Source organism: Plantactinospora sp. CA-290183, from assembly GCF_050936375.1.
GTDB lineage: Bacteria > Actinomycetota > Actinomycetes > Mycobacteriales > Micromonosporaceae > Plantactinospora.
In genome coordinates this window covers 51,717-66,666 of sequence record NZ_JBNJMX010000019.1, presented here as the reverse complement: position 1 = coordinate 66,666, position 14,950 = coordinate 51,717, and the positions used below count along the sequence as shown (strand labels likewise).

The following is a 14,950-nucleotide window of genomic DNA, read 5'->3' as shown; positions in this document are numbered from 1 at the left end:
CGGCTCGATCACCGGCAGCTCCTCGCCCGCCTCGGGATCGCCGACCCGGGCGATCAGCTCACCGGCGACGGCGGCGACCAGCGGGCTGGCCGACTCCCGGCCGGCGGCGATGGTCTCCAGGCCGGCGGCGTTCTCCGAGCGGGTGCGGCGGCCGCCGTCCGACTCGGCGGCACTGGCCGCGGTCAGCACCGACTGCGGCAGGCCGACGAGCAGGCCCCACTCGTCGTCGGAGAACCCGAACTCGGTCGTGTACACCGGTTGCTCTGTCACGGAAACGTCCTCTCACTGATGGCAAACACATCCCGCGGACACCGTAGATCAGTCGGTCACGGCGGCGAGCAGACCCTGCTCGCTCACCACGGGTACGGAGAGCGTCTTGTAGCCGACCTCGTCGAAGAGCACCGTCATCCGGTCCTCCTCGTAGCCGAGCACCAGGCCGGTGCCCCACTCCGCGTGCCGTACCGAGCTGTGCACCGGGAACGGGCCGCCGTCCGCGTTCGCGGCCCCCTCCGTGCGTGCACCGGCCGCCGCGTCCCCGGTCAGGCAGTTGTCGCAGTGCCCACACGGCCGGGGCAGCCGCTCACCGAAGTACGCCAACAGGGTCTGCCCCCGGCAGCTCCGGGTCTCCGCGAACGCGCGCATCATGTCGGTACGGGAGCGCTGCACCGTCTGCTGCCGTTCCGCCTCGGCCACCGCCGCGCTCGCCGCGTCCACCGGCTTCGGGGCGTACCGGGGGGAACTGAGCCGGTTGTTGGAGAGCGTGCGGGCGGCGCCGACCTGCTCCAGCAGGGCCACGAGCTGCCCCAGCTTGCGGGCGCCGAGCCCGGTCCGCTCGCGCAGCGCGGCCCGGGTGGCCGGCCCGTCCCGCAGCAGCGCGGCGAGGTCGCGCAGCTCCTCCGGGTCCGCCGCGCCGCCGGTGAAGTAGCGGCGCAGCCCGACATCCTCGGCCCGCCAGAGCAGCAGCGCGCGGGCCGGTTCGCCGTCCCGGCCGGCGCGGCCGATCTCCTGGAGGTAGCTGTCCGGCGCGTCCGGCAGCGCCATGTGCGCCACCCAGCGGATGTTGGGCTTGTCGATGCCCATCCCGAACGCGGAGGTGGCGACCATGATGGGTACCCGGTCGGCGAGGAAGTCCTCGTGCAGCTCCTCGCGGGCGCCGGCCGGCATGCCGCCGTGGTAGTACTGCGCCGGGAAGTCGGCCTTGGTCAACCGCTCGGCCAGTTCCTCGGCGGCCCGGCGGGTCGGCACGTAGATGATCCCGGGGCGCTCGTCGGCCCGCAGCAGCGTGATCAGCCGGCGCCACCGGTAGTCCTCGGTGGCGCAGTTCGCCACCTCCAGGAAGAGGTTCGGGCGGTCCAGGCCGGAGACCACCAGGCGGGGCTTGCGCAGGTCGAGCCGGGCGACGATGTCGTCGCGGACCGGTGGCGAGGCGGTGGCGGTCAGCGCGACCACCGGCGGTCGGCCCAGCTCCCGGATCAGGTGCCCCAGGGTGAGGTAGTCGGGGCGGAAGTCGTGACCCCAGGCGGAGATGCAGTGCGCCTCGTCCACGGCGACCAGGGCGGGACGCAGCTCGCGGATCTCCCGGCACCGGTCCGGGTTGCTGAGCTGCTCCGGGGTGGTGAACAGAAACCGCGCCCGACCCTCGCGTACGTCGGCCAGCGCCGCCGCCTGCTGCCCCGGAGTCTCGGCCGAGCTGACCCGCACGGCCCGCAGTTCCGGCAGGTCGCGGTCGTTCAGCGCGCTGATCTGGTCCTGTTGCAGGGCCAGCAACGGGGAGATCACCACCGTCGGCCCGGGCAGCAGGCTCGCCGGCACCTGGTAGACGGCCGACTTGCCGGCGCCGGTCGGCAGTACGACCAGGGTGTCCCGACCGCGCATCACCGCCCGCATCGCGGCGAGCTGTTCGGGACGCAGCGACGGCCAGCCGAAATGGGCCCGCGCGGCGCGGCGGAGCCTGGTGGCGGGCATATTTGGCAGCTTCATCGGGAGCCGGAGGTACCCCCGGGCGGTGCGGCCGAAACGAGGACCTCGGCCCGTACCTGGTCAGCCCGACCGGGTGCGGCGGGCGAGCCAGAGTGCGTAGCCCATCAACAGGGCCGCCAGCACGATGACGACCAGCCGGAAGCCGCCCAGCGACAGCGTCTCCCGGTAGACCCCGACGCCGAGCACGATGCTGGTGAGGGGGTCGAGCAGCGTGATCGTGGTCAACGGCGCCGCGATCGGGCCGCTCTGGAACGCGTTCTGGTTGAGAACCAGCCCGGCCAGGCTGACGGCGAGCAGGACGTAGAGGTGCCAGTTGGTGAAGAGCGTGCCCAGGCCCTGCCCGGCCTGGACGGTGACCGTCTTCACCAGCGCGGCGGCGACGCCGTAGAGCAGCCCGGTGCCCGCGCCGAGCAGGATTCCCCGGGCGGCGCCCTCGATCCGCCAGGCCAGGACCAGGAAGAGGGTGAAGGCGGCGGCGAGGCCGGCGAGGATCGGCAGCCACGCGGCGGTCGGGGCCTGGTTGAGCCCGGCGCGGGGCGCGGCGGCCACCAGGAAGGCGACGAGACCGGCCGCGCCGAGGACGACCACGAGCAGGTCGCGCGCGTGCGGCCGCTGCCGGTTCATCGCCGCGGTGATCGGCACCGCCATGAACACCCCGGCCAGCAGCAGCGGTTCGACCAGGACGAGCGGGCCGACGCGCAGCGCCAGGGCCTGGAGGATCGTGCCGATGAGCGCGGGAAACCAGCCGAGGATCCAGCGCGGCCGGCGGACCAGCCGGAGCAGCAGGCGCGGATCCAGGGTCCGGGTCGCCTTCTCCTGCTTCGTCGAGGTCTGCTCCAGCGCCGACCCGATGGCGAAGAGGGCGGCCGCGGCCAGGCTGAGCAGGATCGCCGCGAGGTTCACCCCGGCCCGGTCCGGGTCGCTCGATCGACGTCGCCGTCGCCCACGGTGGTTCCCCTCCGCTGACCTGGCCCGGTCGGCCTGCCCCATTAACCGCAATAGCCGCTAATGGGGCGAAGATTACCCTCCCCGGTCCGCTCGCGCGGCCATCCGGCCGGCTCCGGCCGCCGGCAGGGGTCGGTCCCCGCAGGCCGGCGTCAGGAGGCGGTGGGCGCCCCGGCGAGTACGGCGGCCAGTTCGTCGGCCTCCCGCTCCCAGCCGAGGGCCCGGCTTCGATCGACCATGGCCGACAGGTTCGACCGCTCGACGTCCAGCCAGGCCCGGGCCCCGGCGCGGTCCGACAGGACCGGGGTCTGGCCCAGCCCGCCGTCCTCCGCCCACCACGTCACGGTGCCGCTCGGCCAGCCGGCCGACCCGATCCTCCAGGCGGATCCCTCCGGGCACTCGGCCAGCCGCAGCAGTGCGCTCGCCCTGGCGCCGATCGTCAGGTAGTGGTCGAGCAGCCGGCGCAGCGCGGCCCGCGCCGGGCCGGCCAGCTCCGGTCGCTCGCTCCGCTCCCGGCCGTACGCCCGCGCCGGCAGGTGCAGGGCGTACCGGCCCGGCGCCACCCGTACGCAGAGGTTGGCGCGCAGCAGCGCCTCGATCAGCGCCACGGTGGTGGCCACGTCCGTGCCGGCGAGCGCCGCCAGGGCGTACGTGTCGGCACAGGAGCCCGGGTGCAGGGCGAACTGCCAGCCCAGCCGGGCGGCCGGCGCCGGCAGTCGCCGGAACGACCAGCCGACGGAGGCCCGTAGCTGATCAGCCGGGTAGGCGTCCTCGACGTCCGGTGCACACCCCAGCCGGCCGGGGACGCCGCCCGGCTGCCACACCGGGGCGGTGAGCCGCTCGGCGGCCAACCGCAGGGCCAGGGGAAGCCCGGCGCACCGCCGGACGAGTTCGTCGACCGTCTCCGGGTCGGCGTCGGCGTGCCTCGGGCACAGTGCGCGCAGCAGGTGGCGGGCGCTCTCCGCCGGCAATGGGGCGACGGGCAGCCGCCGCGCGCCGGACCGGGCCACCAGGTCGGCCAGGTCGTCCCGGCTGGTGACCGCGACCAGACAGCGGCCGGTGCCGGGCAGCAGCGGCCGCACCTGTTCGGCCGAGCCGGCGTTGTCGAGCAGGATCAGCACGCTCCGGTCGGCGAGCAGGGTGCGGTAGCGGGCGGCGCGCCCGGCCAGGTCGGCCGGGAGACGTACCGGGTCGTCGCCGAGCGCGGCGAGGAAACCGGTGAGCACCTCGGCCGGACCGACCGGCGGGCCGGAATCCCAGCCGTTCAGGTCGGCGTAGAGCTGCCCGTCCGGGAAGCGCCCGGCGATCCGGTGTGCCCAGTGCACCGCCAGTGCGGTCTTGCCCACCCCGGCGGCGCCGGTGAGCAGGGCGATCACCGGCGGGCCGGCGGTGCCGTGCGTCGGGCCGGCGGTGCCGGCGGCCGGGGCGAGCAGCGCGTCGAGCCGGGCGAGCTGCCGGTCCCGGCCGAGGAACGGGGTGACGTCGGGCGGAAGTTCCCGGGGGAGCGGGCCGTCGGGGGACGCCTCCGTCGCGGGCCGTCCGGCCCTCGCCACCGCCGCCGGTGGCCCGTCCAGCGCCGGTGCGGCGGGCGGCCCGGTGTCTGGGGCCGGCTGCGGTGGGCACACCGGCAGGTCGCTCTCGGCGCTCAGTTCGAAGCGGCGGGCCCGCTGCCACAGCTCGGTGAACTCGGCCACGTCGCCGTCGAGCAGCCGGACGATCTCCCGCACCACCTCCCAGCGTGCCAGCCGGGGCCGGGTGAACGCCGCGTGGATGGAGGTCGAGTTGATCCCGTGCGGCCGCCGGGGCGTACGGGTGGCGCGTTGCAGGGCCCGCATGCTCGGCCGGTCGGCGGCGAGGTGCAGTGCGTGCAGCCGTTCGTAGAACCGCCGGACGGGCCCCTCCGGTACGAGCGGGATACTGAGACGTCCCATCTGGCTCCCATGCGTCGACGAGCGGAAAGAACCTTTCGGCGTGGCCCCCGCTCGCCATTCCGTCTTCATAACACCGGTTTACGGGCGCGTCAACGATTGACTGTCAGCGACAGTGTGAACAGCTTTCCCGACACCACCCGAGCGCCCGTTCCCACATGCTGTTGGCGGTGCGACGACAGGCACCGACGGCAATCAGTGGGAGGCAGTAAATGCGTTTATCAGAAATCCGACGCCGGGTGGTGCTGATCGGCTCGGCGACATTTGTCACCGGCGCTCTGCTGGCCGTCACCGCCGGCTCGGTGCAGGCGGCGTCGACCGGTGGGAGCCGGGCGGAGGCGGCGTCCAGTTCGGCGGCGGCCACGGTTTCGGCGAGTGCCCGGTCCGGGGCGCGGGCCGGTGCCAGCACCGCCGACCAGGCGGCGAGCTACTGGACCCCCGAGCGAATGCGTTCCGCGATCTCGGCGGACACGCTGGTGAACGGGGTGAAGTCGAGTGCCCCGACGCGGGCGAAGCCGACCGGTCCGGCGTACTCGGTGCCACCGGCCGCGCCCGTGAAGCCCGCCGTGGCGGGGTTGGCCGGTGCCGCCTCGGCGGGCAACGCGACCGACCGCGCCGGGGTGGCGGTGAATGCCTCGGCCTCGGTGGGCAAGGTCTTCTTCCACAACCCGGCGAATGGCGGAAACTACGTCTGCTCCGCCGGAACGGTGAACAGCGGTTCACGTCTGCTGGTCATGACCGCCGGGCACTGTGTGCACGGCGGGCAGGGTGGCCAATGGATGCAGAACTGGGTTTTCGTCCCGCTCTACAACTACGGGGCCGAGCCGTACGGCCGTTGGTCGGCCAAGTGGCTCACCACGTTCAACGCGTGGATTAACGACAGCAACCTGGAGCGGGACGTCGCCTATGTGACAGTGTGGCCGAACGCGTCCGGCCAGCGTCCGGTGGACGTACTCGGCGGCAACGGCCTCTCGGTGAACTACAGCTTCCAGCAGTTCGTCACCATCCTGGCCTACCCGCAGGCCCCGCCCTTCGACGGCGGCTGGCAGCAGTACTGCCAGGGCACCACCTCCCGGCCCGGCACCTGGCCGTTCCAGGAGTACAAGATCCAGCTCCGTTGCGGGTTCACCGGCGGGTCCTCCGGGGCGGTATGGCTGCGGGCGTACAACGGGAACCTGGGCTACGTCAACGGGGTGATGAGCACGCTGAACAGCAGTGGGTGGAACAAGAGCCCGTACTTCGACACCGCGGTCGCGGACGTCTACAACTCGGTGGCGAACCGGGTCTGACGGACCTTCGGGCCGGAACCGGGTCCCCGCCGGCGGTAGCGCGGGGACCCGGTTCCGGGCCGGCCCGGCTCCGGTCGAGGTGCCCGGGCGGGAGCGGTGCGGATCGACCGGGGTCGACGGAAACCGTGATGGCACCGTTACCGAAGGCCCGGACATGCCCTGCTGGTGGCGGTAGTGTCGCGAGTGTCCGAGGCGGAAAGGAGGCGTGCCGTGGTCCGCTCGTCCGTCGTCGCGCTCGGCGCCGCCGCCGCGGTGCTCGCGCTGGCGGTGCTGGTCGGCGTGGTCGTCACGCTCCGGGCCGGCGCACCGCGCGACGCTCCGGCTCCGGGCTCCAGCGTGCCACCGGCCGACACGTCCAGCACCCGGCTCTCCTCGCCCGGTCCGCAGGACTCCTACTGGACCCCGGAGCGGATGCGCAGCGCCGAGCCGGCCCCGATGCCGACGGAGTGACCCCGGGCGGTCGCCGTTCGACCCGTCGCGCCGGCCGGTCCCGGCCCGGCACGGAGGGATCTGCGAAACCCTAGCGCCGGCCGCCGAACATGGCGCGGAGCGCGGCGATCAGCAGCGCCGCCCCGAGGACGGCGCCGAGCAGCCGTACCCCCGGGATCTCCGACCAGTCGCCCTGGTCGGCCGCGAGAATCCGGTACGGCAGGCCGCCGAGGTCCCATCCCGCTGTCACCGCGCTGAGCCGCATTCCAGCACTGTGCCACGACCGGCCCTGGCCTGCACCTGCGCGTACTGCCCAGTTAATAGGAAGGTTTATTGACTATTATTGGGACCGGTGTGACCATGACAGCACCGGCCGCTACCAGGGCGGTGGTTGTCCACTGTAGAGCAGCGGGGGGATCCGGCGGGATGAGCGCAACGACGGGCAGTCTGTCCAGCCTGGCGGCGGCGGTGTTGCAACCCGGTTTCGTCGGCACCCGGCCGCCGGCCTGGGTGTGCCGATGGATCGGCGAGGGCCTCGGCGGCGTCGTGCTGTTCGCCCGCAACGTGGTGGACGCCGAACAGGTCACCGAGCTGACCGCCGCGCTCCGGGCCGAGCGCCCCGACGTGCTGGTGGCGGTCGACGAGGAGGGCGGTGACGTCACCCGCTTCGAGTCCCGGCACGGCAGCTCCCGTCCCGGCAACCTGGCGCTCGGCGCGATCGACGACCCCGAACTCACCGAGGCGGTGGCCCGGGACCTCGGCGCCGAGCTGGCCGCGGCCGGGATCACCCTGGACTACGCCCCCGACGCCGACGTCAACGCCAACCCCGACAACCCGGTCATCGGGGTACGCGCCTTCGGGGCCGACCCCGAACTCGTCGGGCGGCACACCGCCGCCTGGGTACGCGGACTCCAGTCGGCCGGCGTCGCCGCCTGCGCCAAGCACTTTCCGGGGCACGGCGACACGAGCGTCGACTCCCACCTCGACGTACCCCGGATCGACGTGGACCGTGGCCGGCTCGACGACTGCGAGCTGCTGCCCTTCCGGGCGGCGATCGCGGCCGGCACCCAGGCGGTGATGACCGGCCACCTGCTCGTACCGGCGATCGACCCCGAATGGCCGGCGACGCTGAGTCGGCGGGTCCTGACCGACCTGCTCCGCGACGAGCTGGGGTTCCAGGGGGTCGTCATCACCGACGCCATCGAGATGCGCGCGATCACCCACCGGTATGGCTTCGGGGACGCGGCGGTGCTCGCCCTGGCCGCGGGCGCCGACGCGATCTGCGTGGGCGGCGAGCACGCGGACGAGGCGGACGCCCGGCGACTGCGGGACGCCATCGTCGACGCCGTGCTGGACGGGACGCTGCCGGAGGAGCGCCTGGTCGAGGCCGCCAAGCGGGTCGGCCAGCTCGCCGCCTGGAGCAGCGCGGCCCGCGCCCAGCGACCGCACTGGCCCGGCGCCGGCCCGGACGGCTCCGCGCTCGGGATGGCCGCCGCCCGCCGGGCGGTACGCCTGACCACCGCCGCGGGGGCGGCGCTGCTGCCGCTGACCGGCCCCGCCCACGTACTGGAGTTCTCGCCCCCGCACAACATCGCGACCGGCGCGGAGACCCCCTGGGGGATCGGCGCGCCGCTCGCCGCGCTGCTCCCCGGCACCACGACCGCCCGGCTCGGCGCCGAGGACCTGGGCACCGACGGCTCCCCGCCGGCCGGTTCGCTCGCCGCCGCGCACGGCCGTTCCCTCGTCCTGGTGGTCCGCGACCTGCACCGGCACGCTTGGATGGGCACGGCGGTGCGGGCGATCCTGGCCAGCCACCCGGACGCGATCGTGGTGGAACTCGGCGTCCCGTCGACGGTCACCGGCCGGGTGCACCTGGCGACCCACGGCGCCACCAGGGCCGCCGGCCGGGCGGCGGCCGAACTGCTCGTCGGGCGGTCCTGAGCCGCCGCCTCACCGCACCGGCCCGTCGGGTCCGAGATGGACGGTCACGCCGCCACGGTGGGAAGGGGGTCCGTCACTCCTCGATCACGATCGGTGCCCCCACGCGTACGGCCAGTCGCGGTATCGTACGGCCGGTGACCCCTCGCTGGCAGCGGGCCGCTCTCATGCCGTCCTGGATCCGTTGGCTCCCCTGCGCCTTCGTCTACCTCACCGTCATCCCGCAACCGCCTCCGTTCCGCCGGTCGGCCTGGTCCGGGCGGGTGCCCTGGGACGAGTCCGCGTGGTGCGACCCGGGCAGCGTGGACGACTGGGTGGACCGGGCCCGGCGACGGCACGCCGGTCGGGACGCCGAGCACGCCGAGCTGCACGCCCGGGAGCACTACGCCTGGATGGTGCGGGTCCGGGCCACCCGGATCGAGCTGTTCGCGCAGATGTGCCAGCGGCGCGACCTGCCCGTCCCGCACACCGTCGGCGAACTGCTCTGCTGCCTGACCGGGCTGGGCCTGTTCGAACTCACCGACGACGCCGACGACCCCTGGGTGCTGCCCCGGCTGGACCGCGACCCGCTCGACGTGCTGCCGCTGTCGCCGCAGGAGCGGGAGCTGGAGGGGCGGGCCCAGCGGGACGACCAGGCGGTGCTGGTCGCCATCGCGATCCGCCGGCTCGCCCAGCGGACCCGCCGGCGCTGGCGCCGCCGGGTGGTGACCACCAGCCTCCACACCCTCGCCACCTCCGCCGGCGTCAGCCCCGAACAGGCCCGCCGGTCGCTGGTCGACCTCGGGGACATCGCGAAGCTCGGCGTCGAGACCGGGCACGCCGAGGGCGGGCTCTGCCTCACCGTGCCGTGGCCCGACTTCCGGCTCCGCTTCCCGTTCACCGAGCTACCCGCGCCGGAACACGCCATCTGACCCGCTCAGGGGACGAGGCGCAGGATCCGGTCGTCGCCCTCGTCCGGCGAGCCGCGCCCGTCCCGGTTCGAGGTGAGCACCCAGAGCGACCCGTCCGGCGCCGCCGCGACATGCCGCAGCCGGCCGTACTCGCCGCTCAGCAGCGCCTCCGGGCCGGTGCCGTCGGTGCCGATCCGGTAGAGCCGCTGACCGCGCAGGCACGCCAGCCAGGCCTGGTCGCCGACCACCGCCAGACCGCTGGGCGAGGCCTCGTCGGTGGCCCAGGTGGCCAGCGGGGTGACGTACCGGGAGTCGTCCGAGGGGCCCTCCACCAGCGGCCAGCCGTAGTTGCCGCCGGGCGAGATCCGGTTCAGCTCGTCGTAGTGGTTCTGCCCGAACTCGGCCGCGAACAGGGTGCCCCTGGCGTCCCAGGCGATCCCCTGGACGTTGCGGTGGCCGAGGCTGTAGACCAGCGAACCCTCGTCCGGATTGCCCGGGGCGGGCTGGCCGTCCGGGGTCATCCGCAGGATCTTGCCGGCCAGGCTGCCCCGGTCCTGCGCGGCGTCGCGCTCACCGGCGTCGCCGGTGCCGGCGTAGAGCATCCCGTCCGGCCCGAACGCGATCCGGCCCCCGTTGTGGGTGCGGCTGCCCCGGGGGATGCCGGTGAGGACCGGCTCCGGGCGTTCGCCCAGGCGCAGCCGGGCGATCCGGTTGTCCCGCTCGGCTGTGTAGTAGACGTACACCCACCGGTCCCGGGCGTAGTCGGGGGAGACGGCGATGCCGAGCAGCCCGCCCTCGCCCGCCGGCGCCGCCTCGTCGATCCGGGCCACCTCGCGGGCCGTACCCCCGGAGACCTGGAGGATCCGCCCGCTGTCCCGCTCGGTCACCAGGGCGGAGGAGTCGGGCAGGAAGGCCAGGCCCCACGGCGCGGCGAGGTCGCCGACCACCGTCTCCACCGCGCCGGCCCGGGCGCGCGGCGCGTCGGAGACCGACGGGTCCGCGAACCAGCCCCGCCACACGCCCACCCCGACGACGGCCCCGACCACCGCGGCCACCGCGATCGCCGCCACCACCACCCGGCCGGTCCGGCCCGTCCCGCGCGCTGTCGACTCCGTCACGGGTACGACGGTAGCCGCCCCGCCGCGCGGGCGCCGCTCAGCCTCCGTCGACGATCGAGGCGTACTCGGGGTGACGCTCGACGAACGTGAGCAGGAACGGGCAGGTGATCCGCACCGTGTCGCCGCGCTCGCGGAGCTGGTCCAGGGTGCCGGCGGCGAGCCTGCTCCCCACCCCCTGCCCCTCGAACCCCGGGTCGACCTCGGTGTGTACCAGCACGGTCGTGCCGGACTCGACCTGGTAGCCGATGAAGCCGGCCAGGCTGTCGTCGAGCAGGATCTCGAAGCGCCGCTGCGCGGGATTGTCTTGCACCAGGAGGTTCACCGGACCGATTCTCCTCCCGGACGCCCGGTCCCGCCCGTCATCCCGCCGCCACCTCGTCACCGAGCCGGCCGTCCGGCGAGCCGCCCGGGGCCGGCACGTCCGGGCCGCCCTGGCCGGAACCGGCCACCCGGCCGAGTTCGGCCAGCAGCCGGTCGATCTCCTCGACCGTGTTGTAGTGGTAGACGCTGGCCCGCACCGCCCCACCGCGCTCCCGCAGGCCCAGCGACTGGAAGTACTCGTAGGCGTAGTAGTCACCGGCCGAGACGCAGACGCCCCGCTCGCCCAGTGCGGCGGCGGTCCGCGCCGGGGCCTGGTCGGTCACCCGGAACGAGACCGTCGGGCAGCGCCGCCGGGCGGCGCCGTACACGGTCACCCGCGGCAGCGCGCCGAGCCCGGCGAGCAGTCGGGCGAAGAGCCGCTCCTCGTGCGCGCGGGCCGCGCTCAGCCCGGCGAGCAGCCGGGCCCGCCGGTCCCCGGTCGCGGCGGGATCCAGCCCGGCGAGGTGGTCGACGGCCGCCCGCAGCCCGGCCAGCAGCGGGAAGCTCGGGGTGCCCAGCTCGAACCGGTCCGGCACCCGGTCCGGGGAGGGCAGCAGCTTCGCCGGGCGCAGCTCCGCCCACTGCTGCGCGGTGGCGACCACCGCCGCCACGTGCGGGCCGGACCACTTGTAGGCGCTGGTGACGTAGAAGTCGGCGCCGAGCGTGGCGACGTCGGTGGGGCCGTGCGGGGTGGCGTGCACCCCGTCCACGTAGACCAGGGCGCCGGCCGCGTGCGCGATCCCGGCGACGGCGGCCACGTCCGGCACCGTACCGACCGCGTTGCTGCCGGCGGTCAGCGCGACCAGCCGGGTGCGGGGGCCGACCAGCTCCGCGTACTGCCCGGCGGGCAGCTCGGCGGTCTCCGGGTCGACCTCCGCCCAGCGCACCACGGCACCGGTCGCCTCCGCCGCCTGCACCCAGGGGCGGACGTTGGCGTCGTGGTCCAGCCGGGAGACCACCACCTCGTCGCCCGCGCGCCAGCCCCGACTCAGGGTCCGGGCCACCTGGTACGTCAGCGCGGTGGCGCTCGGCCCCAGCACCACCCCGTCCGGGGCCACCCCGAGCAGGTCGGCGACCGCCCCCCGCGCCTCGTCGACCAGTTCCCGGGAGCGCCGGCCCGGGACGTGCGCGGGGCTCAGGTTGGCCACCGCGCCGCGCATCGCGGCCGAGACCGCGTCGGCGACCGGCGCCGCGACCTGGGTGCCGGCGGCTCCGTCGAAGTGCGCGTAGCCCTCGGCGAGGGCGGGGTAGGCGGCCCGGACCCGGGCGACGTCGAAGGACATGCCGGCACCCTAGTCAAACCCGGGCCGGATGATGTTGATCAGTCGCCTGGATCACTCCGGCTATCCTGTTAAGGGTGACGAACCCTCCCGCGTACCGCCAAATGACCCCCGTCCGTCGTGCCGCCGGCCTTTTCGCCGGCCTTGCCCTCGGAGCGGCCGTCCTGGCCGGCTGCAGTTCCGAGGGGACCTCCACCGACTGCGGGCTCGACGCCTGCACGGTCACGTTCGACCGAGGTGTCAACGCCCAGACCAGCGTCCTCGGCGTCGAGGCGAAGCTGATCGGCGTCGACGGCGACAAGGTGACCATCGAGGTGGCCGGCGAGCAGTTGACGCTCACCACCGGCCAGCAGGCGACCGAGGTGGGTGGCCTCTACGCCACGGTCGAGAGCGCCACCGCGGAGCAGGTGGTGGTCCGGATCGGCCGCAACGCCGGCTGAGCACCGGCGGCGGTGGCGCCGGAGGTGCTGGTCCGGGCCGGAGCGGCGGACGTTTGGAAATCTTGCCGACCGGTGAAATGACACGCCATGTCAGTGACCAGTAACGCCGGCGCCACCGCCAGCCGGGCGGCAAACAGCAGGACCCTGGAACTTCTCGCCCGGGCCGGGTTCGTGGGCTACGGGATCGTGCACCTGCTCTTCGCCTGGCTGGCGTTGCAGATCGCGTTCGGTCGCCCCGCCGCCGACGGCGACCAGTCCGGCGCGCTGCGCACCCTGGCCGCGCAGCCGCTGGGGCGGTTCCTCGTCGGCGCGGTCGGAGTCGGCCTGCTGGCCATGGCGATCTGGCAGGCGTTCGAGGCCACCATCGGACACCGTGAGGAGCGCGGCGGCCAGCGCACCGTGGAGCGGCTGACCTCGGTCGGCCGGACCCTGGTCTACTTCTACTTCGCCTGGACCTCGTACCAGGTGATCCAGCACGCCAGCTCGTCGAGCGCCGACAAGCAGCAGGCGCTGACCGAGAAGTTGATGACCTCGGACGGCGGCCGCTGGCTGGTCGGGCTGGCCGGGCTGGCGCTCACCGCGCTCGGCGTCGGGCTGATCTGGTACGGCTGGGTCAAGCGCTTCGAGAAGCACCTGCGGACCGGTCAGATGGACCACCGGACCCGTACCCTCTCGCGGCGTCTCGGCGTCGCCGGTTACGTCGCCAAGGGCGTCGCGTACGGCATCGCCGGGGTGCTGGTGCTGACCGCCGCGGTGACCTACGACCCGGACCGGGCCCGGGGGCTGGACGCCGCCCTGCACGCCCTCCGGGAGCAGGCGTACGGATCGATCCTGCTCACCCTCGTGGCGCTCGGCATCGCCGCGTTCGCCGCCTTCTGCCTCGTCCAGGCGAGGTACCGCAAGGTTTAGTCCCGGCCCATCGGGCTAAGTTGGGCATTCTACATTTTTTCCGATGCCCCGACGACAGCTCCGACAGGCCCGCCGGGCCGCCCGCCGACTCCGGGGGCGGCCACCGGCCGGGCGCGGGAGGGAGAACCTTGGTGGAGAGCTATCTGTGGACGATCGCCGTCGCGCTGGGCGCGGCGGCGATCGCGCTGATCGTGGTCGAGGTGGTGCACCGGATCGTGCGCCGGCTCGGCCGGCGGTCCGTCCTGCTGACCGAGTTGTCCGAGCACTCGCACCGTCCGTTCCAGGTGGCCGGGACGGTGGTCGCGGTCCAGTTCGGCGTCCGGTTCAGCACCGGGTACGGCGTCGGCACACCGTGGCGGCAGACCCTGCTGCACCTCCTCGTGCTGGCCGTCATCGGGGCGACCGCCTGGCTGGTCGCGTCGCTGCTGCTGGTGAGCGAGGACACCGCGCTGGCCCGGTTCCGCACCGACGTGCCGGACAACCGCCAGGCCCGGCGGATCAAGACCCAGATCGTGATGCTGCGCCGGATCACCATCGCGGTGATCGTGGTGCTCACCCTGGGCACGATGCTGATGACCTTCCCGAGTGTGCGGGGGATCGGCGCGAGCGTGCTCGCCTCCGCCGGGGTGATCGGCGTGGTCGCCGCGCTGGCCGCGCAGAGCGTGCTCGGCAACGTCTTCGCCGGGCTGCAACTGGCGTTCAGCGACGCCGTCCGGCTGGACGACGTGGTGGTGGTCGAGGGGGAGTGGGGCCGGATCGAGGAGCTGACCCTCAGCTACGTGGTGGTGCAGATCTGGGACGACCGCCGGCTGATCCTGCCGACGTCGTACTTCACCACGAAGCCGTTCCAGAACTGGACCCGTACCCAGGCGGCCGTGCTCGGCACCGCCGAGTTCGAGGTGGACTGGTCGGTGCCGGTGCAGGAGATGCGCGAGGAGCTGCGCCGGCTGGTGGAGGGGACCGAGCTGTGGGACGGCCGGACCTGCGTGCTCCAGGTGACCGACGCGGTCGGCGGCATGGTGCGGCTGCGGGCCCTGGTCAGTGCCGCCGACGCGCCCCGGCTGTGGGACCTGCGCTGCCTGGTCCGCGAGCACCTGGTCTGCTGGCTGCGCGACCGGCGGCCGACCGCGCTGCCCCGGCTGCGTACCGAGATCGGGGACGCCTCCAGCGCCCTGCCCTGGCAGTGGGTGCAGACCCGCCCGCCGGACCGCCCCACCAACGGCCGCCGGCCGCCGGACAACGAACCGGCGGAGGACGCCCGGCTCTTCGGCGGCAGCGACGACGGCGACGCCCGCAGCAGCGCCTTCGTCGGGCCGGACGAGCCGGCCGAGGCCCCGCCCCGCTGATGCCGTCCCGCCGCGCTGATCCCGCCGTCCGGTGAGAGCCGGTCCGCGGTCGTCCCCGCCGTCCGGTGAGGGTCGGCCCGCGTCACGGCGGCGCCGGC

General features: G+C 74.2%; 13 protein-coding genes and 2 pseudogenes. 7 read left to right on the top strand and 8 right to left on the bottom strand.

The annotated features are described in order from the left end of the window. The 4 genes and pseudogenes from ACQEUR_RS20985 to ACQEUR_RS20970 form a co-directional block, all read right to left on the bottom strand. Positions 1-270: pseudogene (locus tag ACQEUR_RS20985) on the bottom strand (hypothetical protein); the annotation flags it as partial. 48 nt (positions 271-318) lie between these two features. Next, positions 319-1,965, bottom strand: a complete 1,647-nt coding sequence (locus tag ACQEUR_RS20980; RefSeq protein WP_433033823.1) for a RecQ family ATP-dependent DNA helicase — start codon at positions 1,963-1,965, stop codon at positions 319-321. Positions 1,966-2,040: 75 nt separating this feature from the next. Continuing rightward, positions 2,041-2,883, bottom strand: a complete 843-nt coding sequence (locus ACQEUR_RS20975) for a DMT family transporter (protein ID WP_433033820.1) — start codon at positions 2,881-2,883, stop codon at positions 2,041-2,043. A 194-nt stretch (positions 2,884-3,077) separates the two neighbouring features. Further along, positions 3,078-4,856, bottom strand: coding sequence for an NB-ARC domain-containing protein (locus tag ACQEUR_RS20970; protein WP_433033817.1), 1,779 nt, complete (start codon positions 4,854-4,856; stop codon positions 3,078-3,080). A 209-nt stretch (positions 4,857-5,065) separates the two neighbouring features. On the opposite strand from ACQEUR_RS20970, the gene ACQEUR_RS20965 reads away from it, so the two are divergent. Further along, positions 5,066-6,142 (top strand): trypsin-like serine peptidase, encoded by a 1,077-nt coding sequence (locus ACQEUR_RS20965; protein ID WP_433033814.1) that lies wholly within the window; start codon positions 5,066-5,068, stop codon positions 6,140-6,142. Positions 6,143-6,352: 210 nt separating this feature from the next. Continuing rightward, a complete protein-coding gene (locus tag ACQEUR_RS20960; RefSeq protein WP_433033811.1) occupies positions 6,353-6,592 on the top strand; it encodes a hypothetical protein in 240 nt (79 codons plus the stop codon). 70 nt (positions 6,593-6,662) lie between these two features. Here ACQEUR_RS20960 and ACQEUR_RS20955 read toward each other — a convergent pair whose 3' ends face one another. Continuing rightward, positions 6,663-6,836 carry a hypothetical protein gene (locus ACQEUR_RS20955; RefSeq protein ID WP_433033837.1) on the bottom strand — a complete coding sequence of 58 codons (174 nt, stop codon included), beginning with the start codon at positions 6,834-6,836 and terminating at the stop codon, positions 6,663-6,665. A gap of 161 nt (positions 6,837-6,997) precedes the next feature. On the opposite strand from ACQEUR_RS20955, the gene ACQEUR_RS20950 reads away from it, so the two are divergent. Together ACQEUR_RS20950 and ACQEUR_RS20945 are read left to right on the top strand one after the other, a co-directional pair. Beyond that, on the top strand, positions 6,998-8,512 hold the full coding sequence (locus ACQEUR_RS20950) for a glycoside hydrolase family 3 protein (RefSeq protein WP_433033808.1): 1,515 nt from the start codon (positions 6,998-7,000) through the stop codon (positions 8,510-8,512). Positions 8,513-8,646: 134 nt separating this feature from the next. Then, complete coding sequence (locus ACQEUR_RS20945; RefSeq protein ID WP_433033805.1) at positions 8,647-9,420, top strand: DUF6042 family protein; 774 nt, start codon at positions 8,647-8,649, stop codon at positions 9,418-9,420. A gap of 5 nt (positions 9,421-9,425) precedes the next feature. On the opposite strand, the gene ACQEUR_RS20940 is transcribed toward ACQEUR_RS20945, so the two are convergent. From ACQEUR_RS20940 to ACQEUR_RS20930, 3 genes and pseudogenes are all read right to left on the bottom strand, one after another. Beyond that, positions 9,426-10,454 (bottom strand): PQQ-dependent sugar dehydrogenase, encoded by a 1,029-nt coding sequence (locus tag ACQEUR_RS20940; protein WP_433033834.1) that lies wholly within the window; start codon positions 10,452-10,454, stop codon positions 9,426-9,428. Between the two features lie 100 nt (positions 10,455-10,554). After that, a complete protein-coding gene (locus ACQEUR_RS20935; RefSeq protein ID WP_433033802.1) occupies positions 10,555-10,839 on the bottom strand; it encodes a GNAT family N-acetyltransferase in 285 nt (94 codons plus the stop codon). Between the two features lie 112 nt (positions 10,840-10,951). After that, positions 10,952-12,160 (bottom strand): annotated as a pseudogene (locus ACQEUR_RS20930) (cysteine desulfurase-like protein); the annotation flags it as partial. Positions 12,161-12,234: 74 nt separating this feature from the next. Between ACQEUR_RS20930 and ACQEUR_RS20925 the strand changes: the two are divergent. The 3 genes from ACQEUR_RS20925 to ACQEUR_RS20915 all read left to right on the top strand — a co-directional run bounded on the left by ACQEUR_RS20925 (position 12,235) and on the right by ACQEUR_RS20915 (position 14,852). Further along, entirely contained in the window at positions 12,235-12,597 is a 363-nt protein-coding gene (locus tag ACQEUR_RS20925) for a hypothetical protein (protein ID WP_433033799.1), read from the top strand. 87 nt (positions 12,598-12,684) lie between these two features. Next, the gene (locus tag ACQEUR_RS20920) at positions 12,685-13,506 is read left to right on the top strand and encodes a DUF1206 domain-containing protein (RefSeq protein WP_433033796.1); all 822 of its coding nucleotides are present in this window, start codon (positions 12,685-12,687) and stop codon (positions 13,504-13,506) included. A 131-nt stretch (positions 13,507-13,637) separates the two neighbouring features. After that, positions 13,638-14,852 carry a mechanosensitive ion channel family protein gene (locus ACQEUR_RS20915; protein WP_433033793.1) on the top strand — a complete coding sequence of 405 codons (1,215 nt, stop codon included), beginning with the start codon at positions 13,638-13,640 and terminating at the stop codon, positions 14,850-14,852. Positions 14,853-14,950 lie beyond the last annotated feature (98 nt).

What these genes read in the sequence shown, in the direction of transcription:
- ACQEUR_RS20950 (WP_433033808.1), top strand. Translation starts at nt 6,998, where the DNA reads ATGAGCGCAACGACGGGCAGTCTGTCCAGCCTGGCGGCGGCGGTGTTG.
- ACQEUR_RS20920 (WP_433033796.1), top strand. Translation starts at nt 12,685, where the DNA reads ATGTCAGTGACCAGTAACGCCGGCGCCACCGCCAGCCGGGCGGCAAAC.
- ACQEUR_RS20970 (WP_433033817.1), bottom strand. Translation starts at nt 4,856, where the DNA reads ATGGGACGTCTCAGTATCCCGCTCGTACCGGAGGGGCCCGTCCGGCGG.
- ACQEUR_RS20965 (WP_433033814.1), top strand. Translation starts at nt 5,066, where the DNA reads ATGCGTTTATCAGAAATCCGACGCCGGGTGGTGCTGATCGGCTCGGCG.
- ACQEUR_RS20955 (WP_433033837.1), bottom strand. Translation starts at nt 6,836, where the DNA reads ATGCGGCTCAGCGCGGTGACAGCGGGATGGGACCTCGGCGGCCTGCCG.
- ACQEUR_RS20980 (WP_433033823.1), bottom strand. Translation starts at nt 1,965, where the DNA reads ATGCCCGCCACCAGGCTCCGCCGCGCCGCGCGGGCCCATTTCGGCTGG.